The following is a 20,007-nucleotide window of genomic DNA, read 5'->3' as shown; positions in this document are numbered from 1 at the left end:
CCGTTTTGTGATGATTATTTTTTTCTGGAAACAATGATGTCCGATCCGCGCTTTTGTCCAACTTCAGCCGGGCGTAATGGGACAAGCCGCAGGCACCTTTGAGTGCGGCTGGCCCGGCAGCCTGGCTCACGACCGGGGGTTACGAATGCAAAATATGACTCAGGCACCCTTTCCAGGCTGGGTGCCGCTGGAAACATGCCGCTACCTTCAGCACACCGAGGCGGGTCGCCCGATCCGCCAGCTGGCCCGCAAGGCAGGATGCCATCCATCCACCATCCTGCGCCAGGTCCGGCGGGTAGAGGTCCTGCGGGACGATCCGCTGATCGATGAGGTGCTGACCTATCTGGCCGGGCGCTATAAGTCGGCAACGGCAAAACCGCGCCAGGAAGACAAGCCCTCCGCCGCAAGCCGCAGCCTGCGGTCGGGGTTCGAGCGGGAGGCGGCCAGCGTGCTGACCCTTCTCAGCCGCGGCGGTGCGGTCCTGGCCGCAGCAGAAGGCATGGAAATGGCCGTTGTCGTGCGCGAAGGCCAGGAGGCCGACGGGCACAAGGTCGCGGTGTCGCGGCCCTTGGCCGGGGCGCTGGCGCTGACCGGCTGGATTGCCTGTTCCCGCAAGGGCCGGATCAGCCGCTATTCGATCACAGCAGGCGGCCGCGCGGCACTGAACCGGATCATTGCAGATCAGGAAAACCGTGCCCGCGCCCGGCTGGAGGGCGGCTTTGCCGAAGCACAGGCACCGTTTGAGGCGCCTGAGGCGGGCGAGGCCGGGGGATTGGGCCGAAAATCCCGTTACAGCGGGGCTGAAACGCCGCTGGAAATGCTGGCCCGGCTGCTGGACAAGGACGGCAAGTCCTTCCTGACCCAGCCGATGGTGCGGGCCGGGCGGCGGCTGCGCGAGGATTTCGAACTGGCGCAGATCAGCAGCCACCTGATGCAGGAAGAACTGTATTTCGCCCAAGGCAGCCACCCGATGCGCAGCACCAGCCATCAGGCAGCGGCGGCAGCCTATCAGCGGATGACCGGTGCGTTGCAGAAGCTCGGGGCCGGTCTCAGCGACATCGCCCTGCGCTGCTGCTGCCATCTGGAGGGGCTGGAAACGGCGGAACGCAATCTCGGCTGGCCCGCCAGATCCGGCAAGGTGGTGCTGCGCATCGCCCTGCAGCATCTTGCGGAATTCTATGGCGAGACCTGCCCGCAGCAGGAGGAGATGATCGGCTGAAGCCGCCGCCGGTACCCTGCCGGCCGGAACCGCTCTATCCCATATCGAATTTGGCTTTAGACTTCAGTGCCACGATATTGCCGGTGGCATCCGCCTGTAAAAAAACCTTGAGACGGCGGATGCTGCCTTCAACGGAGCGGGGGAAATACGCATCTGCGCCACCTGGACCCAGGCCGGTTTCCGCCTTCAGCTGCTTTTTGAAGTTCAACCGAACCTCAATGGTGGAAGAAGCAATCGCCTGCAGGCGCTGCTGGCTGTAAGCCGCAGCGCGGGCTGCAAGATTTTCAGCTGGTTCAGGCGCGGTTCCGGGTTTGGGCTTCTGTCCTTTGACAACCGGATGCCTCAGCCAATTTGCCGCAGCTTCCTGCAGCCCCTTCGCAGCTTGTTTTTGCACATCTTCCAGCAACAGCGTCTTCATGGCTGCTTTGGTTGTTCCGGGGTAATTGCCAGATGCATATTTGGTTTTGGTGAAGGGAAAGAAGCATTTTCCAGAATGAATATCGATGTCGGCGACCAGGATCGAGTTCGCGTCAGGGATTTCGGAATGCGCATAGCCGAACAGCTGCCTGCAGGCTTCCTTGATCATCGTCCGCAGGTCGGAATTGTCAGACGCCGAAAATGACTTGGCCTGAAAGATCTTGTCGACCGGTTCGCCTATCCCTTCCGTCGGATCGAATTTCAAGTTCTTGCCTGCTTCGTCCTTCTGATTTTTCCCGAGGGTTTCCGCAATGACCGGCTCGAACATCTGCTGGCCGGTTGCCGGATCAATGACCGGCTGCCCTTGCTCGTCGAGCACCGGCTGAAACTGGGGCTGTCCGTCCGTTCCTACGGCCTGCTGCCGGATCACCTCCTTAACCTTATCAGAGGGCCGCTTTTTCACACCGACATCGCCCTTTTTCAGGCCCGGAAGGCCGGGAATGAGCAGCCGCCCTTTCTGATACTGGCGCAGCAGTATGTCGGCTTCATGCTTATAGCCGCGGATGTTGGACCACATCGGTTTCAGCTGGCTGATGACATGGCGGAACATTTCCTCGATCTGAACTGACTGTTCTTGCGCATCAGCCCTGATTTGACTTTGTGCATTGCCGGTTAGATTGGCCTCGATGCGCTGAGCCTCAACCAGAGTCGCAGGGCGGCCCTGCTGTTGTTGCACTGCTGCCAGCGTCTGTGCCAGTTGTTGCTTGACCGCTTGGGCCGCCTCATCCGAAAGCACCGGTGCTGCTGCCCGTGCCTTGGCCTCTGCCAATGCGGCACCGAGCTGGGTCATGTTTGTGATCAAAGCCTGAAGATCGGCAATCATGCCCGACAGGCGCTTTTCGACGTTCTGCATGCTGTTCCCCCTGCGGGTCGGCACCAGCCGGACCTCCGTCTGCGATCCTAGAAGAACGAACAGTTAGCGGTCAAATGGGGCCGCCGGGCAGGTCCATGAACAGAAAAAGGCCCGCCGGGGCGGGCCTTGAACTTGGTGCAGCTGCGGGCGGGATCAGGCTGCCACTTCTGCCTTGGCGTCTTTCAGGTGCTTCAGCACGGTCTCCGGGGAGGACACGCCATAGGGGTCTTCGCCGTGGTTGTCGGACAGGCCCGGCTCTTCGAACCATGCTTCGACCACACCGTTGTTGACGATGGCCGCATAGCGCCAGGAGCGGTTGCCGAAGCCCAGGTTGTCCTTGGCGACCAGCATGCCCATCTTGCGGGTGAACTCACCGGAGCCGTCCGGGATCACTTCCACGTTTTCCAGCTCCTGCGCGCGCGCCCAGGCGTTCATCACGAAGCTGTCGTTCACGGACATGCAGTAGATCGCGTCGATGCCCTCGGCCTGGAAATCGGCAAAGCCTTTTTCAAAGCCCGGCAGCTGGTAGGTGGAGCAGGTCGGGGTGAAGGCGCCCGGCAGCGAGAACAGCACAACGCGCTTGCCTGCAAAGTAGTCAGCGGTGGTCTTGTCTTCCCAGCGGAACGGGTTCGGGCCCTCGATCGCTTCGTCACGGACACGGGTGTGGAAGGTCACGTCGGGCAGCTTAACGCCAGCTTTCATCTCAGCTTGCTCCTGATTGAGGATTTCATTCGGCGGGCAGGCTTAAAATGATTCTAAGCTGGCTTCAACACATCCCTGTGAATTGCGTGCAGGTTTCCTGCGCCAGTCCGCGCAGGCAGCGGTCCGGCGCCGGAAAATCTTGCGAAAACGGCATCTTCGGCCCCTTGCGGGACGTTACGCCGCAGCCTTCTTGATCGTGACCGTGGTGCCGCGGATCTTGCGTTCAGCGGCCGCTGTCAGGTCATTGAACTTCTTGAGCGTCGCCAACAGCTTCTTCTTGTCCTTGGAATCCTCGATGGCGCCCGGGAACTTCTTTTTGGCGGTCTGGTACTGGTCGTTGATCTTCTTCAGATCCTTGTATTTCGCCGCTGCCGCCTTCAGCTCCGGCGCGGCGGCCTTCAGATCCTCGCCCGCCTTGTCGATGGCTGTCACGCAATGGGTGTTGATTGCCTTCACCAGCGCGCCGACCTGGTTTGTGTACTTCTTCAGGTTCCGGTCCACCAAGAGCTGCGGCAGCTCTGTTGCGTCCTTCTTCTTGTCATGGCCCTCTGCCTTTTCCTTGAGGATCTTGTCGACCGTCTTCTGGAAATTCGCCCCATAGAGCTTCTGCGCCGCGTTCAGCTTGCCCTCATACTCGGACGCCTTCCTGACCGCGGCAATCTCCTTCTCCAGATCGCTTTGAAGCGCCTCGATGTCCTTCTTCGAGGCGGAGGACTTGCCGCGTTTCTTCAGGTCCTTCTCGATGTCCTTCAAGAGCGCCTGCTGCTTGGCCATATGCGCCCTGGCATCGGCGCAGAACCCCTTCATCGCGCCGACTTCCTCCTGGTGGATATCCACCGCCTTGTTCCAGGTGACCAGCCCGTCCTTGAAATGCTTGTTCTTCTGGAAATCGGCCAGCTTCTCCGATTTCACCCCGTCCTTGCGCGCCTTGGCCAGGCTCTCGCGGAAATAATCCTCGCCCTCCCAGGCGTTGCCCAGCGAAATCCCGATCCGCTTCTTCAGCTTGTCGCCTTCTGCGGTGGTGAATTTCTTGGTGCCAGCGGCCAGCTTCTTGGCCTCTGCCTTGAATTTCTCCAGTTCCTTGGCCATGCGTCCCTCCCTGAATGATCTCCGTTGAAACGTGCTTGCTTGCGGGAATTATGTGTCCCGCTGCGCCGCTTTGGCAAAGGAAAACGGCACATTTGCGGAGTTTGAGCCATGACAAGGAGGCAGGGCAGGGTTGACGATATGACCGTGCCAAGCCAGATCAGCTATGTTAAACCGCTCACAAAGCCAAAGGCCGGAAGGGAAACCCACGTGAGAGACCTTAAGATCCCGGAGCAGCGCCACCCCGAAAAGGCGCATCGTCCCGACAATGCTCAGCCCAAGAAGCCAAGCTGGATCCGGGTCAAGGCGCCGGGCGGCAAAGGCTATGCCGAAACCCACAAGATTATGCGCGACAACAAGCTGACCACGGTCTGCGAGGAAGCGGGCTGCCCCAACGTCGGCGAATGCTGGAGCCAGGGCCACGCCACCATGATGATCATGGGTGAGGTCTGCACCCGCGCCTGTTCCTTCTGCAACATCGCCACCGGCAAGCCGCCCGAGGCGCTGGATGCGTTTGAGCCGGGCCGCGTCGCCCATGCGGTTGAAAAACTGGGTCTCAACCACGTGGTGATCACCTCTGTTGACCGCGACGATATCGAGGACGGCGGAGCAGAGCATTTTGCCCAGACCATCCGCGCGGTGCGCCACCGCTCGCCGAATACCACCATTGAAATCCTCACCCCGGACTTCCTGAAATGCGATCCCTCGGTGCTGGAAACCGTGGTCGAGGCGCGGCCAGATGTCTTCAACCACAACCTGGAAACCGTGCCGGGCCTTTACCCCGAAGTGCGTGCCGGCGCGCGCTATTTCCACTCCCTGCGCCTGTTGCAGCGGGTCAAGGAGCTGGATCCGTCGATGTTCACCAAATCCGGCATCATGGTCGGCCTGGGCGAGGATGCGCAGGCGGTGAAGCAGGTGATGGATGACATGCGCGCCGCCGACATCGATTTCCTGACCATCGGCCAGTATCTGCAGCCGACGCCCAAGCACCACGCGGTCGACCGCTTTGTGACGCCCGAGGAGTTCAAGACCTATGAAAAAGCCGCCTATGGCAAGGGCTTCCTGATGGTCTCGGCAACCCCGCTCACCCGGTCCTCCTACCATGCCGGCGACGATTTCGCCCGCCTGCGTGAGGCCCGCAACAAGAAGCTGGGCCTGGCATGACGCCTGAGCGTCTGGCGCAGCTCAGCGCCTTTCGCCAAGCCCTGCACCAGATCCCCGAAGTCTCCGGCGCCGAGGAAAAGACCGCGGCCATGGTGGCAGACTATCTGCGCGGGCACGCCGCCGACCAGCTGCTGACCGGCCTCGGCGGCCACGGTGTTGCGGCGGTTTATGAGGGCAGGGAAGACGGCCCCACGGTCCTGATCCGCTGCGAGCTGGACGGGCTGCCGATTGAGGAACTGTCGGATCAGCCCTACCGCTCCACCCATGCGGGCCGCGGCCACCTGTGCGGCCACGACGGCCACATGACGATGGTGGCGGCGCTGACCCAGGATCTGGCAGCACAACGCCCCGCGCGGGGCCGCGCCGTGCTGCTGTTCCAGCCTGCTGAGGAAACCGGCAAGGGAGCCGCGGCAGTGATCGCCGATCCGGATTTCGGGCAGATCGCACCGGACTATGCCTTTTCTTTGCACAACCTGCCGGGGTTGCCGGTGGGGCAGGTGGCCTTGTGTTCCGGTGCTGCCAACTGCGCGTCGCGCGGAATGCGCATCAGGCTGGTTGGCAAGACCTCTCACGCAGCCGCGCCGCAGGACGGGGTGTCGCCTGCCGGTGCGATGTCCCGGCTGCTGCCGGGGCTGGTTGCCCTGGGCAGCGGCGGTGATTTGGGGCCGGAGTTCGCGCTGGTCACCCTGACCCATGCACGGCTGGGTGAAGCGACCTTTGGCATCGCCCCCGGCGAGGGCGAGGTCTGGGCCACATTGCGCACAGTGACGGATCCCCGGATGGATCAGCTCGTTGCAGATGCCACTGCATTGGTGGAGCAGGTCTGCGCAGCGGAGGGGCTGGGGTTCTCCATCGAATTTGACGATGTGTTTGACGCCTGCACAAACCACCCGGAGGCGGTGGAGATGTTGCAGGCCGCCTGTACAGCCGCAGGCAACCCGGCGCAGATGAGGGACTATCCCCAGCGCTGGTCAGAGGATTTCGGGCAGTTCGGCAAATGCGCCAAAGCGGCGATGTTCTGGCTGGGCTCCGGGGAGGCGCAGCCGCAGCTGCACAACCCGGATTTCGATTTCCCGGACGCAGCAATCCCGGCCGGAGCCGGGATCTTTCTGCAAGCCGTCAGAAATCTGCTGGGCTGAACGTCAGTTCACCAGCGCGTCAACAACGGCCACTGCGCCGATAATGGCCAGCGTGTCCTTGACGACCTCAAAGATCTTGTCGCCCTGGCGCACATAGCGGTGCCCGTCACGCGGCGGGTTCAGCCCCCAGCGGCCGTAGTCGTCAATGTAGACCCAGTCGTCCCCGCGAATACGGCCGTCGTAATGGTCGTGATCGTGACCATGGCTGTGCTTGCGGTGATGGCGTTTTTTCACCTGGCCCGGCGCATAATGGGCGGCGCTGTTGCTGTGGCCCGGCGCCCATTTCGGCGGCCCCGCATGGGTGGCTGCGGGGGCAAGGGTCAGAGTCATGGCCGCGGCTGCGGCGGCAGTCAGAAACTTTTGCATGGCGGATCTCCTGTGATCGCTGCGTTTGCCAATCACATGGGGCAGGCGGTGGGGAAAGGCAAATCCGTTGCGCCGGAATACGCCGCCCTTGCCCCGAAACCGGCGGAGGGTCGCCGGTTCCCGATTGCGCTGTATTTATCGCTGTTTGTGGCAGTTTTGCACAAGACCCCGGGGCAGGGTGTCTGACCGGTGCACAGGCGGTGCACAGGCGGTGTACAGGGGGTGCACGCATGTCACCCCCGGTCCTTGGCCGGTTCAGCCCTCGTCGGTGAACCGCACTTTGCCGATATGCGGCAGGTTCCGGTTGCGCTGCGCATAGTCGATGCCATAGCCGACAACAAATTCGTCGGGGATCTCAAAACCCACCCAGTCAGAGCGGAATTCCACCTCGCGCCGCGACGGCTTGTCCAGCAGTGCAATGGATTTCAGCCGCGCCGGATTGCGGCTTTGCAGCAGGTGAGTGACGTGGTTCAGCGTGTGGCCGGTGTCGACGATATCCTCCACAACCAGCACGTCACGCCCTTCAATGGCGCCGCGCAAGTCCTTGAGAATACGGACTTCCCGGCTGCTCTCCATCGCATCGCCATAAGAGGACGCCTCCAGGAAATCGACCTCAATCGGCAGGTCCAGTTCCCGCACCAGATCGGCGATGAACACGAAACTGCCGCGCAAGAGGCCAACCACGACCAGCTTGTCGGTATTGCCGAATTCCTTCTGGATTTCCTCGCAAAGCTCCTCGATCCGCGCGGCGATTGCCTTGGCCGAGATCATCACATCAATGACATATGGACGCTGTGTCATGGCTGCCCCCTTGAATTTCCCGCGCGTACATAGGACATCACGCCCGGTAATTGTAGCAGAAAATCAGCGGACAGATGCCCACACACTCGGAAACCCGCCAGATGCCCTATTCGGCGCAGCAGATGTACGATCTGGTGGCCGATGTCGCGCAGTACCCCAAATTCCTGCCCTGGTGCGCCGCAGCCCGCATCCGCAGCCGTGCGCCGATGGGTGAAGCGGAGGTGATGGAGGCGGATCTGGTGATCTCCTTCAAGGTGTTCCGCGAACGCTTCGGCAGCCGGGTAACTCTTTATCCCGGCGAGAGAAAAATCGACACAGAGTATCTGGACGGCCCGTTCCGCTACATGAAATCCCACTGGATTTTCACCCCGCGCGAGGATGGTACATGCGACGTCGACTTCTTTGTTGATTTCGAATTCAAGAACGCGGTGCTGCAGGGCATCATCGGCGTGGTTTTCAACGAGGCGATGCAGCGCATCGTGCGCGCGTTTGAGCGCCGCGCTGCGGAGCTTTACAGCTGAGGCACTGCCGCGCGAGATAGCTGTTGACCTCAAGCGGGCCTGAAGTCGTATCACCGGCTGGAATTGTCATTTGGCATGGAAGGAACACCCCGCAATGGAGCAGGAATTCTGGCAGGCGCGCTGGCGCGAGAACCGCATAGGGTTTCACGAGGCCGCGCCCAACTCTTTGCTGACCAAGCATTTTTCCCAGCTTGCACTGGAGGCAGGCCAATCCGTCTTTGTGCCGCTTTGCGGCAAGGCACTGGACCTGGATTGGCGGCTTTCCAAGGGATTGCGTGTGACCGGTGTGGAGTTCAATCAGGGCGCGGTGGAGGCGGTCTTTGCCCGGCTGGGGCTGGTGCCGGAGGTCTGCCAGGCAGATGGGCTAATCCGCTATCAGTCAGGCGAACTGACCCTTTACACAGGCGACTTCTTTGACCTTTCCCCAGTGCATATCGGGCAGGTCGATGCAGTCTATGACCGGGCAGCGCTGGTTGCGGTGACACCGGAGGACCGGCAGGCCTATGCAGCGCATCTGAACCGGATCACCGGCACTGCCAGGCAGCTGCTGATCGGCTTTGACTATGATCAGTCCCTGATGGACGGGCCGCCGTTTTCGGTGCCCGGTTCAGCGGTGCATGCGCTTTACCAGGTCAGTCATGAAATCCGTCTGATCGAGGAGCGCGCCGCCGACGGACGTATCGGCGAACGCTGCAGCGCGCTGGAACAGGCCTGGCTGTTAACTCCCTTGGTCTGAAACAGAAAACGGGTCCCCGAAGGGACCCGTCCGGTGCAAATTGGCACCGTCTGCCGTGAGTGGTGGCATCCGTCATGGCCGGGGTCAGCTGTTCATGTCGTATGCGCGCTCACCGTGAACAGAGAGATCGAGGCCGTTGGTTTCGCTTTCAAGATCCACGCGCAGGGATGTGATCAAAGCGGAGATCTTCACCAGCGCGATGGTTACAACCGCGGTGAAGATGCCGACGATCACCAGCGCGCCCAGCTGTGCAGCCCAGGCACCGGCGCCGAAGACAGCGATCATGATGGTGCCGAAGATGCCGCCGACGCCGTGCACGGCAAAGACATCCAGGGTGTCGTCGATCTGCATCTTGTTGCGCACCAGGTTGACCATCTCCTGGCACAGCACGCCGGCGACGGCACCGATGATCAGTGCTTCCACTGGGCCGACAAAGCCGGAGGCCGGGGTGATTGAGGCGAGGCCCGCAATGGTGCCGGTGACCAGGCCCACAAGGGAAGCCTTGCCGTATTTGATCTTTTCCCACAGCGCCCAGGTGAGCGAGGCGGTAGCGGCGGAGATATGGGTCACGGTCAGTGCCATCGCCGCGCCGCCGTCCGCCGCCAGCTGCGAGCCGCCGTTGAAGCCGAACCAGCCGACCCAGAGCATCGCGGCGCCGATCATCACATAGCCGGGGTTATGCGGCGGGATGGTGCGGTTTTTGCGCGGGCCCAGGAAGAAGGCGATGATGAGTGCAGCAAGGCCTGCGGTTTCATGCACCACAATGCCGCCGGCAAAGTCCTTGACGCCCACGTCGCCGAAGATGCCGCCGTCCGCCAGGAAACCGCCGCCCCAGATCCAGTGCACCACGGGCGCATAGCACAAGAGCATCCAGAGGCCTGAGAACACGAGGACGAAGCCAAAGCCCACGCGCTCCACATAGGCGCCAACGATCAGCGCCGGTGTGATGATGGCAAATGTCATCTGGAAGGCAAAGAACAGAACCTCAGGCAGGGTGCCCGACAGGCTGTCGGCGGTGACGCCGTTCAGGAACATCTTGTCCAGACCGCCCCAGATGCCAGAGGTGCCGCTTCCAAAGGCAATGGTGTAACCGAAGGCCAGCCACAGAACGCTCATCAAACAGGCAATTGCGTAGCAATGCATGAAGACGCTGAGCACATTGCGGGCGCGCACAAGGCCGCCGTAAAACAGGGCCAGCCCTGGCAGTGTCATGAAGAGGACCAGGGCCGTGGCCACTATGATCCATGCGGTATCCGCTCCGTTCATCCGATTGTTCCTTCCCCTCAAAAACCGGTGAGGTCAGGAGAAAGCGCAGACCGTGCGCAGAAAAAAGCGGCAGGGGTGCGGGAGGCGCACAAAAACGGGGCTTTTTTGCAAGTGCTGAAAAATTGAGCGCCGCTGCCGGTCAGCTGCCCGTTTCGCGTTCGATTTGGGAAACGGCCCGCGCCAGCAGCTCCAGCGCGTGGTCACGGGTGGCTGCGCGGACTTTGGCGCGGCCGATGGCGCCGAATTCCACGGTTTCCGTCATGGCCGGCCGGCCAGCGCGGGCCAGGCCAAAGCAGACGCGGCCCTCGGGTTTGAACTCTGACCCGCCGGGTCCGGCGATGCCGGTGACGGAGACGGACAGGGTGACGCCTGCGTTCCGCACCGCACCTTCGGCCATTTCCGCGGCAACTTCCTCGCTGACGGCGCCCACGGCCTCCAGCGTTTCGGGGCGCACCCCCAGCATCTGCATCTTGGCGGCGTTGGAATAGGTGACAAAGCCACGGTCAACCACGGCGGAGGAGCCCGGGATGTCCGTCAGCGCGGCGGCAATCATACCGCCGGTGCAGCTCTCAGCCGTGGCGATGGTGATGCCGGCAGCCGTTGCGCGCCTGATCAGCTCATCCGTGCTCATGGTTACATCCCCAATACGCCGTGCGACAGGAAGGCAAGCGCAGCGACGCAGATGGCGGCCAGAATGCCCGCGATGATGTCATCCATCATCACGCCGGTTGCGCCCTTCTGCCGGTCGGCCCAGCCGACGGGGCCGGGCTTCAGGATATCGAACAGGCGGAACAGCACAAAGGCCGCGATCCAGCCCGGCCAAAGCGCGGTGATCTCGATGTCATGCGCCCAGGCCGGGTAGGACACCGCCCAAAGCGCGGTGAACTGCCCTGCGACCTCGTCCAGGACAAATTCCGAAGGGTCCATGTTTTCGCGGTTGCGTGTCATCGCTTCCGCCGCCCAGACACCCACGACCATGCAGATTACGGTCGCCAGCGCCAGCAGCAGGAACCCGCCCAGCTGGTGCAGCGCATAGGCCATGGGCAGGGCTGCAAGCGAGCCCCAGGTGCCGGGGGCCGGACGCAAATAGCCGATGCCGCCCACAGTGCCGATCAGGAAGGCCAGACGCGATCTCTTCATAGTTTCACCAGTGCTGCGGTGGCGATGGCGGCGATGCCCTCGCCGCGGCCGGTGAAGCCGAGGCGCTCCGACGTGGTGGCCTTGATCGACACGCGGTCTGCGCCGATGCCCAGGATCTCAGCCATCACAGCACGCATTCTGGCGGCGTGCGGGCCAACCTTGGGGTATTCGCAGACCAGCGTGCAGTCGACGTTCGACAGGGTGAAGCCCATCTCGCGCGCCAGATTGGCGGCGTGGCGCAGGAAAATCTCGCTGGAGGCGCCTTTCCACTGCGGGTCCGAGGGTGGGAAGTGCTGGCCGATGTCGCCCTGCGCCAGCGCGCCATAGATGGCGTCGGTGACGGCGTGCATGCCGACATCGGCGTCGGAGTGGCCTTGCAGGGTTTTCTCATGCGGAATTTCCACCCCGCAAAGGATCACGCTGTCGCCGGGGCCGAACCGGTGCACGTCGTAGCCGTTGCCAAGCCTGATATCCATGTCTGCTCCCAGAATGCGTTCTGCCCGGGCGAAATCCTCGGGGCGGGTGATTTTGATGTTGTCCGGCTCGCCCGGAATGATGCGGACGTCATGCCCTGCAGCGCGTGCAACCTCGACATCATCTGCGGCTCCGCCGGGGTGGGCAAGATGTGCCGACAGAATGTCCTGGAACCTGAAACCCTGGGGCGTCTGCGCGGCAAACAGGCCATTGCGGTCCTGGGTGCCGGTGACGGTGCCGTCTGCTCCAGTCCACAGCGCATCAGTCACGGCAAGCGCCGGGGCTGCAGCAGGTGTTTCGTCCAAGGCGTTGAGAATACTGTGGATTAAGGCAGGGCTGACGCAGGGCCGGGCGGCGTCGTGGATCAGCACCTTGCCCACGCCGTGCGGTTCCAGCGCTTTGAGGCCGTTCAGAACGGAGGCTGCACGTTCTGCGCCGCCTTCAGCCAGGATCAGGCCGGGTTTGCCGGAGAATTCCTCCCAAGCGGCGGTGTCATCCGGTGATAGCACCAGAACCGTGAGGCCAACACCCGCCCTTTCAAAGGATTCCAGCGTCCAGTCGATCACCCGGCGGCCCTTCAGCGGGCGCCACTGTTTGGGCGTGCCGCCGCCTGCGCGGGTGCCGCGGCCGGCGGCGACGATCAGGGCGGCTGTGGTCATGCGGTCCTCATGCGGAAGTTCCCGCATTGTTTATGAGGTGGCGCAGGAAGTGGCAATCACCCGGCGGAATGTGATTAAAAAATAGGCAAATGATGTCCGGGAGCGGCTTGCGGAGGCGCATTTCATTGCTGCATAGCAGAGGCTTCGGGTAAAAACCTCTCAGTTGCACAAGGATTAGGCAGTTGTCCTTCACGCTTGGAACCACCTCCATGTCCCCGCCCATCGCCTTGGCGCCGATGGCGGGAATCACCGACCGGCCGTTCCGGGATCTGGTCCGCTCCTTTGGTGTGGGACTGATGGTGAGCGAGATGGTGGCAAGCCAGGAGATGGTGCAGGCCAAGCCGGGCGTGCGCGAGCGGGCCGAGCTGAGCGCGGATGTAGAGAACACCGCGGTGCAGCTGGCGGGGCGGGACGAATACTGGATTGCCGAGGCGGCGAAACAGGTTGCCGGGCAGGGCGCACGGATCATCGACATCAACATGGGCTGCCCCGCCAAGAAGGTGACAAACGGCTATTCCGGCTCAGCCCTGCTGAAAACGCCGGACCATGCGCTGAAGCTGATCGAGGCCGTTGTCGGCGCCGTGGATGTGCCGGTCACGCTGAAGACCCGGCTGGGCTGGGACGACAATTGCCTGAACGCACCGGATGTGGCGCGCCGGGCCTGTGAGGCCGGGGTGCAGATGGTGACGATCCACGGCCGCACCCGCTGCCAGTTCTACAAGGGCTTCGCTGACTGGGCGGCGATCCGGGACGTCAAGAAAGCGGTGACTGTGCCGCTGCTGGCCAATGGTGACATCGTTGATACTGCCACTGCCCGGCAGGCGCTGGAGCAGTCCGGCGCCGATGGCGTGATGATCGGGCGCGGGGCCGAAGGAAAGCCCTGGCTGCTGGCGGAGGTGACCCATCATCTGTGGGGAACTCCAGCGCCGGAAATCCCGGAAGGGGATGCATTTATTCAAATGGTTTCAGATCATTACCGGGCGATGCTCGACTTCTACGGACAGGACCTGGGGGTGCGCGTCGCGCGCAAGCATCTGGGCTGGTACATGGATGAGGCCGGAGCCGGCCCCACCATGCGCCGCGCAGTGCTGACGGAGAAGAACCCGCAAGAGGTGCTGGCCCTGCTGCCGGAGGCGCTGAGCGCACAAAACTCGGAGGCCGCCGCATGATGGAAAGCACTGCTCTGTGGGCCTCTATGCCGGTGCCGGCCTTTCTGATCGACGCCTGGGACAAGATCTCTGATGTGAATGCGGCCGGCGAGGGGTTCCTCAACACCTCGCGCAAGGCGCTGCTGGGGCAGCCGGTCTGGGACACATTGGCCATCGACGCCCCGATCGAGGAGGCCTTTGCCCGCGCCCGGGTGCAGAGCACGCCGCTGTTTGTGAATGACATCGATGTCGGCTCCGGCAGTCGGGCACCGCTGCAATGCGGGGTGCAGATTGCCCCCATGCAAGGGCAGGAAGGCGTGATGCTGCTGATGGTCACCCCGCGGGAATTGGCCGGGCGGATGACACAGACCCATTCCGCCAAATCCGCCGCCGCCTCTGCCATCGGCATGGCGGAAATGCTGGCGCACGAGATCAAGAATCCGCTGGCGGGCATCACCGGAGCTGCGCAGCTGCTGAGTATGGGGCTGGGGCCGGAAGACCTGGAGCTGACTGACCTGATCGTCAGCGAAAGCCGCCGCATCGTGAAACTGCTGGAGCAGGTGGAGCAGTTCGGCAACCTGACTGAGCCCGCATTCCAGCCGGTGAACCTGCACGATGTGCTGGACCGGGCGCGTCGGTCGGCGCTGCTGGGATTTGGCGCCCATATGACCATAACCGAACAGTACGACCCCTCGCTGCCGATGGCCTGGGGCGATGCGGACCAGCTGCTGCAGGTCGTGCTGAATCTATTGAAGAACGCCTCGGAAGCGGCTGATTCAAAAGGCGGAAGCATTCATATCCGCACCTTCTATGAGCATTCCTTCCGGCTGCGCCGCAGCGATGGGACGGGCAAGCTGCTGCCCCTTCAGATCGAGATCACCGATGACGGGCCGGGGCTGCCGGACAAGATCAAGGACGATATTTTCGACCCGTTTGTTTCAGGCAGGGAAAACGGCACCGGGCTGGGCCTTGCTTTGGTGAGCAAGATCGTCTCGGAGCACAATGGCTGGATTTCCGTAAGCTCGGTTCCCGGGCGCACGGTGTTCCGGCTGTCGCTGTCGCGCGTGCCGCGTGACGCAAAACCGCAGGAGAGCTGATCCATGGACGGCACCGTTCTGGTCGCTGACGACGACCGCACCATCCGCACTGTACTGACCCAGGCGCTGACCCGCGCGGGCTGCAAGGTGCATGCGACCTCTTCACTGACGACGCTGATGCGCTGGGTCGGCGAGGGCAAGGGCGATGTGGTGATATCGGACGTGATGATGCCGGACGGGAACGGGCTGGAAATGCTGCCCAAGATCCAGGCGGACCGGCCGGGGCTGCCGGTGATCGTGATCTCGGCGCAGAACACCATCATGACGGCGATCAAGGCAGAGGAGGCGGAGGCTTATGACTATCTGCCCAAGCCCTTTGACCTGCCGGAATTGATGAAACGCACCGCCAAGGCGCTGGCGGCCAAACGGGTCGCGCCAGTGCCGCGCGCCGATGCAAAGGAACGCCCCGAAGAACTGCCCCTGATTGGCCGCAGCGAAGTGATGCAGACACTGTACCGGCTTATCGCCCGGGTTATGAACACCGATCTGCCGCTGCTGGTTACGGGTGAAAGCGGTACCGGCAAGTCGCTGATCGTGCAGGCAATTCATGATTTTTCGGACCGGCGCACATTGCCGTTTGTGCATGCGGATGCTGCGGATCTGATCGCGCTGGAAGGCCCGTCGCGGCTGCTGGCGCAAGTGAAGGGCGGCACGCTGGTCATTGACGAGCTGGCAGACCTGCCGGAGGAGGCGCAGGCGCGGCTGGTCCGGATGATGGATGTTCCGGGGGATCACGCGCCGCGGTTCATTGCCTCCAGCCAGAAGGATCTGTCCAAGGCGATGGAAAGCGGCGATCTGCGCCAGGATCTCTATTACCGGATCTGCGGATCGGAACTGCATGTTCCGGCGCTGAGGGAACGGGTGGAGGACATACCGCTGCTGGCAGAGCATTTCCTGATCACCGCTGAAAACGACGGGTCACCGCACCGGGAACTGAGCGAAGCTGCACGCGAGGTTTTGCGCCGGTTCTCCTGGCCCGGCAATGTCCGGCAGCTGGAAAATACCGTCCGCCGGCTGGCGCTGACATCACGCAGCGAAGAAATTACCCAGGCGGATGCCGAGGCTGTACTGGGACCGCAAGCCGGCCCGCAGCCAGCTGCGGCGGGATTTTCCGATGAGAAGCTGTCAGAGGCAGTGGGCCGCCATTTGCAGCGGTATTTTGACCTGCACGGGGACATACTGCCGCCGCCGGGCCTTTACATGCGTCTGCTGCGCGAGGTGGAGGCACCGCTGATTGAAATTGCCCTGGCCGCAACCGGTGGCAACCAGGCAAAATGCGCGGATTTACTGGGGATCAACCGGAATACCCTGCGTAAGAAGATCACCGATCTGGATATTGAGGTGACACGCCGCCGCAAACTGATGTAATATCGCCACAGAAATGTGGCCTTGTTGTGAATTTCCTAGGCAGGGCCACGAGATATGGCGGTGACTCGCAAAGAGTCGCACATCAGGATGAGGGCAGTAAGTGGCGCATAAGTCACATCTGAGGGCGGCGTACGGGCCGTTTGCGGCCTTGGACCGGTGGCGGAGAACCCGCCGGGCGCGCAATATCGGCACCATTGGCCTGGTTCTGCTGGGCCCCGTCCTTGCATTGGCAACCTTCCTCATTATCGGTCCCTTCGGGCAGGGCGCTTCTTCGCGATCGCTGCGGCTGATCCTGCTGGCTGACCTGGTATACATCCTGACCATCGCCGCCCTGGTGATGGCCCAGATCCTTCGGCTGTTTGCGGCGCGGCGTTCCAAGTCGGCCGGCTCCCGGCTGCATTTGCGGCTGATCGGGGCTTTCGGGTTTCTGGCGCTGATTCCCACTGTCATTGTCGCGGTCTTTGCGGTGCTGACGGTCAACGTGGGTCTTGAGGGCTGGTTTTCGCAGCGGGTGCGGCAGGTGATCGGCAGTTCACTGGAGGCAGCGGAGGCGTATCAGGCTCAGCAGAAGGGCGATCTGACAGAGGATGCCCGTGCGTTGGCGCGGTATCTCGACAGCAGCCGGTCGCGCAGTTTCTTCATCAATGATGCTGAATTGCGGCTGGTGCTGGCGCAGGGGCAGCTTCAGGTTCAGCGGGGGCTGCGCGAAGCCTATATTGTCGACAGCGCAGGCCTGATCCGCGCACGCGGCGAGCGGTCTTATGAATTCGATTTTGAAAAGCCCAATGACCGCCAGATCAGCACCGCCCGCGAGGACGGCCTGCTGCTGATCGAGGATTGGAACAACAGCGAATTCCGTGCGCTGGTGAGGCTGGACGCCTTTGTTGACCGGTTCCTGTACATCAGCCGCGATGTGGACGGCGAACTGCTGAACCTGCTGGATGACACCCAGGAAACTGCCCATCTGTATCAGCAGCTCGAGAGTGAGCGCGGACGGGTGCTGTTTGAATTTGCGCTCTTGTATATTGGCTTTGCAGTAATCCTGATCCTGGCAGCGATGTGGCTGGGAATGTGGTTTGCAGAGCGGCTGTCGCGTCCGGTGGGACGCCTGACTGTCGCGGCGCAGCGGGTCGGAGCCGGCAATCTGGACGTGCAGGTTCCGGTCGAGCGGGACGGTGACGAAATCGCTCAGCTGGGAGACTACTTCAACCAGATGACCCGGGAACTGAAGGCGCAGCACGGCCGGTTGATCGACAACACCCGCCAGATCGAGCGGCGGCGGCGGTTGTTTGACTCGGTGCTGTCCTCCGTGACCTCCGGAGTTGTAGGTCTGGATGCGGACGGGCGGGTGACCTTCGTCAACCGCTCAGCTGAACGGCTGCTGGACTGGCAGGAAGACCAGCAATCGCTGGCACTGGCCGTGTCGGTGCCGGAGTTCGGGCCGCTCTTCGCAGAGCTGATTGAAACCGGTGCCGAGGTTGTGCAGGAAGAAATCAAGGTAACCCGCCAGGGGCAGCTGGAAAACTTGCTGGTCCGGATGTCGCCGCGCCGTTCAGAGGAAGGCGGGCTGGAAGGCTATGTGGTGGCCTTTGACGACGTGACCGATCTGGTCAGCGCCCAGCGGATGGCGGCCTGGGGCGATGTGGCCCGCCGCATCGCGCATGAGATCAAGAACCCGCTGACCCCGATCCAGCTGAGCGCGGAGCGCATCAAACGCAAGTTTGCGCCCAAGCTGGGCGAGGAGAACAGCGACCAGCTGCAATCCATGACTGACGTGATCGTGCGCCAGACCAATGACCTGCGCAGGATCGTCGATGAGTTCTCCAAATTCGCCCGCATGCCGGAACCGGAGCGGCGCGAGGAGGATCTGGTCAAACTGGTGCGGGACGCGGTGATCCTGCAGCAGCAGGGCCAGCCGGACGTCCTGATCACGGCGGATCTGCCCAAGGCAGAGATGCCCTCGGATCTGGACGCAACGATGATTGGCCAGGCGTTGACCAATCTGATTAAGAACGCAGGCGAAGCTATCGAAAGCCTGCAGCAAAAAGGCGCTCCGGAAGGCCTCGTGCCGGAAATCCGGGTGTCCGCCCAGCAGGCAGGCAATGCCTATGAGGTCCGGATTGCTGACAATGGCATCGGTCTGCCGGAGGACCGGGCGCGGCTGTTTGAGCCTTATGTGACCACGCGGGATGCGGGCACCGGGCTGGGGCTGCCGATCGTCAAGAAAATCATCGAGGAGCACGGGGGCACGCTGACGCTGGAAGATGCCCCGGTGTTCGAGGGACACGCGCATAACGGCGCAATGGCGGTGATCCGCCTGCCCGCCGCAGCCCAGAAAGCGGCGGCGCCTAACAAGAGCACAGTGAAAGCAGGTCTGACATGAGTGACATTCTGATTGTAGATGATGAGCGCGACATCCGTGAACTGGTCTCGGATATTCTGGAGGACGAGGGTTATGCCACCCGCAAGGCCGGCAATTCCGACGAATGCATGGCTCAGCTGGAGGCGGCTCAGCCGGCTTTGATGATCCTGGACATCTGGCTGAAGGACAGTCAGATGGATGGGATCGACATTCTGAAGGCGGTGAAGCGGGACACCCCGGATGTTCCGGTGGTGATCATCTCAGGCCACGGCAATATCGAAATCGCGGTCGCTGCGATCAAGCAGGGCGCTTATGACTTCATCGAGAAGCCCTTCAACATCGACCAGCTGATGGTGGTGATCCGGCGTGCGATGGAAACCTCGCGCCTGCGCCGGGAGAATACGGACCTGAAGCGCAAGGACACCGGCCCGGCAGAGATGATCGGCACCTCTGCGGCGTTCCGAACCCTGACCGGCCAGCTCGACAAGGTGACCAAATCCAATGGCCGGGTGATGCTGACCGGCCCAGCGGGCAGCGGCAAGGAAATCGCGGCGCGCTATATCCACGCCAATTCGAACCGCGCCTCTGCGCCGTTTATCACCGTGAATTGCGCCAGCATTGAGCCCGACCGGATGGAGGAAGTTCTGTTCGGGCGCGAATCCTCTGAGCGCGGCGTGGAACCGGGGCTGCTGGAGCAGGCGCATGGCGGCGTGGTGTTCTTTGATGAGGTCGCCGACATGCCGCTGGGCACCCAGTCCAAGATCCTGCGGGTGCTGGTGGACCAGCAGTTCCAGCGGGTTGGCGGATCGGACAAGGTCAAGGTGGATCTGCGGGTTGTTTCTTCAACCAACAAGGACCTGGACGCCGAGATCGAGGCCGGCACCTTCCGTCAGGAGCTGTATCACCGCCTGAATGTGGTGCCGGTGGCTGTGCCGTCGCTGGCGGACCGGCGCGAGGATATTCCGCTGCTGGCAGGCCACTTCATTGCTCAATTCAACGAAGCCCAGGGCCTGCCGCTGCGCGAGCTGACGGATGAGGCGGTGGCGCTGATGCAGACCATGCTGTGGCCAGGCAACGTGCGGCAGCTGAAGAACCTGGTGGAGCGGGTGCTGATCCTGGGCGACGGCAGCGGCCCGATCGAGGCCAAGGATCTGCCGCGCGAGGAGGAAAAGCCGCAGGAAGAGGGCCGGGTGGTGCTGTCCGGCGCGCTGGCGACACTGCCGCTGCGCGAGGCGCGGGAGGCGTTCGAGCGTGAATACCTGCTGACCCAAATCAACCGCTTTGGCGGCAATATCAGCCGGACGGCGTCCTTTGTCGGCATGGAGCGTTCGGCGCTGCACCGCAAGCTGAAGTCGCTGGGGGTGGTGACGTCCAACAAGGCAGGCGCCCGGGTGGCGCATGTGGAGAACGAGGAAGAAGAGGCCTGAAA

General features: G+C 62.5%; 19 protein-coding genes. 10 read left to right on the top strand and 9 right to left on the bottom strand.

The window, feature by feature from the left end; translation table 11 throughout:
• Window positions 1-145: 145 nt before the first annotated feature.
• Window positions 146-1,219 (top strand): DUF6456 domain-containing protein, encoded by a 1,074-nt coding sequence (locus N6L27_RS02065; protein ID WP_271905426.1) that lies wholly within the window; start codon window positions 146-148, stop codon window positions 1,217-1,219.
• 34 nt (window positions 1,220-1,253) lie between these two features.
• Here the strand turns inward: N6L27_RS02065 and N6L27_RS02060 are convergent, their stop codons facing one another.
• From N6L27_RS02060 to N6L27_RS02050, 3 genes are all read right to left on the bottom strand, one after another.
• Entirely contained in the window at window positions 1,254-2,549 is a 1,296-nt protein-coding gene (locus N6L27_RS02060; RefSeq protein WP_271905424.1) for a hypothetical protein, read from the bottom strand.
• A gap of 153 nt (window positions 2,550-2,702) precedes the next feature.
• A complete protein-coding gene (locus N6L27_RS02055) occupies window positions 2,703-3,251 on the bottom strand; it encodes a peroxiredoxin (protein WP_271905423.1) in 549 nt (182 codons plus the stop codon).
• Between the two features lie 174 nt (window positions 3,252-3,425).
• Window positions 3,426-4,340 carry a hypothetical protein gene (locus N6L27_RS02050; RefSeq protein ID WP_271905421.1) on the bottom strand — a complete coding sequence of 305 codons (915 nt, stop codon included), beginning with the start codon at window positions 4,338-4,340 and terminating at the stop codon, window positions 3,426-3,428.
• A gap of 207 nt (window positions 4,341-4,547) precedes the next feature.
• Here N6L27_RS02050 and lipA point away from each other — a divergent pair, with 207 nt between their 5' ends.
• Window positions 4,548-5,501, top strand: a complete 954-nt coding sequence (gene lipA, locus N6L27_RS02045) for a lipoyl synthase (protein WP_260018212.1) — start codon at window positions 4,548-4,550, stop codon at window positions 5,499-5,501.
• On the top strand, window positions 5,498-6,640 hold the full coding sequence (locus N6L27_RS02040) for an amidohydrolase (protein ID WP_271905420.1): 1,143 nt from the start codon (window positions 5,498-5,500) through the stop codon (window positions 6,638-6,640). Before lipA ends, N6L27_RS02040 begins: the two co-directional genes overlap by 4 nt.
• 3 nt (window positions 6,641-6,643) lie before the next feature.
• On the opposite strand, the gene N6L27_RS02035 is transcribed toward N6L27_RS02040, so the two are convergent.
• A complete protein-coding gene (locus tag N6L27_RS02035; protein ID WP_271905419.1) occupies window positions 6,644-7,006 on the bottom strand; it encodes a hypothetical protein in 363 nt (120 codons plus the stop codon).
• Window positions 7,007-7,261: 255 nt separating this feature from the next.
• A complete protein-coding gene (gene hpt / locus N6L27_RS02030; protein ID WP_271905416.1) occupies window positions 7,262-7,807 on the bottom strand; it encodes a hypoxanthine phosphoribosyltransferase in 546 nt (181 codons plus the stop codon).
• A 74-nt stretch (window positions 7,808-7,881) separates the two neighbouring features.
• On the opposite strand from hpt, the gene N6L27_RS02025 reads away from it, so the two are divergent.
• Together N6L27_RS02025 and N6L27_RS02020 are read left to right on the top strand one after the other, a co-directional pair.
• On the top strand, window positions 7,882-8,328 hold the full coding sequence (locus N6L27_RS02025) for a type II toxin-antitoxin system RatA family toxin (protein ID WP_271905415.1): 447 nt from the start codon (window positions 7,882-7,884) through the stop codon (window positions 8,326-8,328).
• A gap of 94 nt (window positions 8,329-8,422) precedes the next feature.
• Entirely contained in the window at window positions 8,423-9,064 is a 642-nt protein-coding gene (locus tag N6L27_RS02020) for a thiopurine S-methyltransferase (RefSeq protein WP_271905414.1), read from the top strand.
• 84 nt (window positions 9,065-9,148) lie between these two features.
• Here the strand turns inward: N6L27_RS02020 and N6L27_RS02015 are convergent, their stop codons facing one another.
• The 4 genes from N6L27_RS02015 to N6L27_RS02000 form a co-directional block, all read right to left on the bottom strand.
• Window positions 9,149-10,330 (bottom strand): ammonium transporter, encoded by a 1,182-nt coding sequence (locus tag N6L27_RS02015; RefSeq protein ID WP_271905413.1) that lies wholly within the window; start codon window positions 10,328-10,330, stop codon window positions 9,149-9,151.
• A gap of 139 nt (window positions 10,331-10,469) precedes the next feature.
• A complete protein-coding gene (locus N6L27_RS02010) occupies window positions 10,470-10,961 on the bottom strand; it encodes a CinA family protein (protein ID WP_271905412.1) in 492 nt (163 codons plus the stop codon).
• Between the two features lie 2 nt (window positions 10,962-10,963).
• The gene (locus N6L27_RS02005) at window positions 10,964-11,470 is read right to left on the bottom strand and encodes a phosphatidylglycerophosphatase A family protein (RefSeq protein ID WP_271905409.1); all 507 of its coding nucleotides are present in this window, start codon (window positions 11,468-11,470) and stop codon (window positions 10,964-10,966) included.
• Window positions 11,467-12,603, bottom strand: a complete 1,137-nt coding sequence (locus N6L27_RS02000) for a bifunctional 2-C-methyl-D-erythritol 4-phosphate cytidylyltransferase/2-C-methyl-D-erythritol 2,4-cyclodiphosphate synthase (RefSeq protein WP_271905408.1) — start codon at window positions 12,601-12,603, stop codon at window positions 11,467-11,469. The genes N6L27_RS02005 and N6L27_RS02000 overlap by 4 nt, the downstream gene beginning before the upstream one ends.
• A gap of 182 nt (window positions 12,604-12,785) precedes the next feature.
• On the opposite strand from N6L27_RS02000, the gene dusB reads away from it, so the two are divergent.
• The 5 genes from dusB to ntrX all read left to right on the top strand — a co-directional run bounded on the left by dusB (window position 12,786) and on the right by ntrX (window position 20,005).
• Complete coding sequence (gene dusB / locus N6L27_RS01995) at window positions 12,786-13,772, top strand: tRNA dihydrouridine synthase DusB (protein WP_271905407.1); 987 nt, start codon at window positions 12,786-12,788, stop codon at window positions 13,770-13,772.
• Window positions 13,769-14,848 (top strand): two-component system sensor histidine kinase NtrB, encoded by a 1,080-nt coding sequence (locus N6L27_RS01990; protein ID WP_271905406.1) that lies wholly within the window; start codon window positions 13,769-13,771, stop codon window positions 14,846-14,848. The genes dusB and N6L27_RS01990 overlap by 4 nt, the downstream gene beginning before the upstream one ends.
• A 3-nt stretch (window positions 14,849-14,851) precedes the next feature.
• Window positions 14,852-16,216: a response regulator gene (locus tag N6L27_RS01985; protein ID WP_271905405.1), complete on the top strand. Its 1,365-nt coding sequence runs from the start codon at window positions 14,852-14,854 to the stop codon at window positions 16,214-16,216.
• A 100-nt stretch (window positions 16,217-16,316) separates the two neighbouring features.
• On the top strand, window positions 16,317-18,599 hold the full coding sequence (locus N6L27_RS01980; protein ID WP_271905404.1) for a sensor histidine kinase NtrY-like: 2,283 nt from the start codon (window positions 16,317-16,319) through the stop codon (window positions 18,597-18,599).
• A complete protein-coding gene (ntrX, locus tag N6L27_RS01975; RefSeq protein WP_271905403.1) occupies window positions 18,596-20,005 on the top strand; it encodes a nitrogen assimilation response regulator NtrX in 1,410 nt (469 codons plus the stop codon). The genes N6L27_RS01980 and ntrX overlap by 4 nt, the downstream gene beginning before the upstream one ends.
• Window positions 20,006-20,007 lie beyond the last annotated feature (2 nt).

Source organism: Leisingera sp. SS27 (assembly GCF_028368855.1).
Taxonomy (GTDB): domain Bacteria; phylum Pseudomonadota; class Alphaproteobacteria; order Rhodobacterales; family Rhodobacteraceae; genus Leisingera.
The sequence above is the reverse complement of the archived record's forward strand: the minus strand, read 5'-3'. Positions and strand labels throughout refer to the sequence as shown.

Coding starts and splice junctions, on each gene's coding strand:
- N6L27_RS02065 (WP_271905426.1), top strand. CDS start 146: ATGCAAAATATGACTCAGGCACCCTTTCCAGGCTGGGTGCCGCTGGAA.
- N6L27_RS01990 (WP_271905406.1), top strand. CDS start 13,769: ATGATGGAAAGCACTGCTCTGTGGGCCTCTATGCCGGTGCCGGCCTTT.
- N6L27_RS02000 (WP_271905408.1), bottom strand. CDS start 12,603: ATGACCACAGCCGCCCTGATCGTCGCCGCCGGCCGCGGCACCCGCGCA.
- N6L27_RS02025 (WP_271905415.1), top strand. CDS start 7,882: ATGCCCACACACTCGGAAACCCGCCAGATGCCCTATTCGGCGCAGCAG.
- N6L27_RS02010 (WP_271905412.1), bottom strand. CDS start 10,961: ATGAGCACGGATGAGCTGATCAGGCGCGCAACGGCTGCCGGCATCACC.
- ntrX (WP_271905403.1), top strand. CDS start 18,596: ATGAGTGACATTCTGATTGTAGATGATGAGCGCGACATCCGTGAACTG.
- N6L27_RS02050 (WP_271905421.1), bottom strand. CDS start 4,340: ATGGCCAAGGAACTGGAGAAATTCAAGGCAGAGGCCAAGAAGCTGGCC.
- N6L27_RS02005 (WP_271905409.1), bottom strand. CDS start 11,470: ATGAAGAGATCGCGTCTGGCCTTCCTGATCGGCACTGTGGGCGGCATC.
- N6L27_RS02035 (WP_271905419.1), bottom strand. CDS start 7,006: ATGCAAAAGTTTCTGACTGCCGCCGCAGCCGCGGCCATGACTCTGACC.
- N6L27_RS02040 (WP_271905420.1), top strand. CDS start 5,498: ATGACGCCTGAGCGTCTGGCGCAGCTCAGCGCCTTTCGCCAAGCCCTG.
- N6L27_RS02060 (WP_271905424.1), bottom strand. CDS start 2,549: ATGCAGAACGTCGAAAAGCGCCTGTCGGGCATGATTGCCGATCTTCAG.
- N6L27_RS01985 (WP_271905405.1), top strand. CDS start 14,852: ATGGACGGCACCGTTCTGGTCGCTGACGACGACCGCACCATCCGCACT.
- N6L27_RS02020 (WP_271905414.1), top strand. CDS start 8,423: ATGGAGCAGGAATTCTGGCAGGCGCGCTGGCGCGAGAACCGCATAGGG.
- hpt (WP_271905416.1), bottom strand. CDS start 7,807: ATGACACAGCGTCCATATGTCATTGATGTGATGATCTCGGCCAAGGCA.
- N6L27_RS02015 (WP_271905413.1), bottom strand. CDS start 10,330: ATGAACGGAGCGGATACCGCATGGATCATAGTGGCCACGGCCCTGGTC.
- N6L27_RS02055 (WP_271905423.1), bottom strand. CDS start 3,251: ATGAAAGCTGGCGTTAAGCTGCCCGACGTGACCTTCCACACCCGTGTC.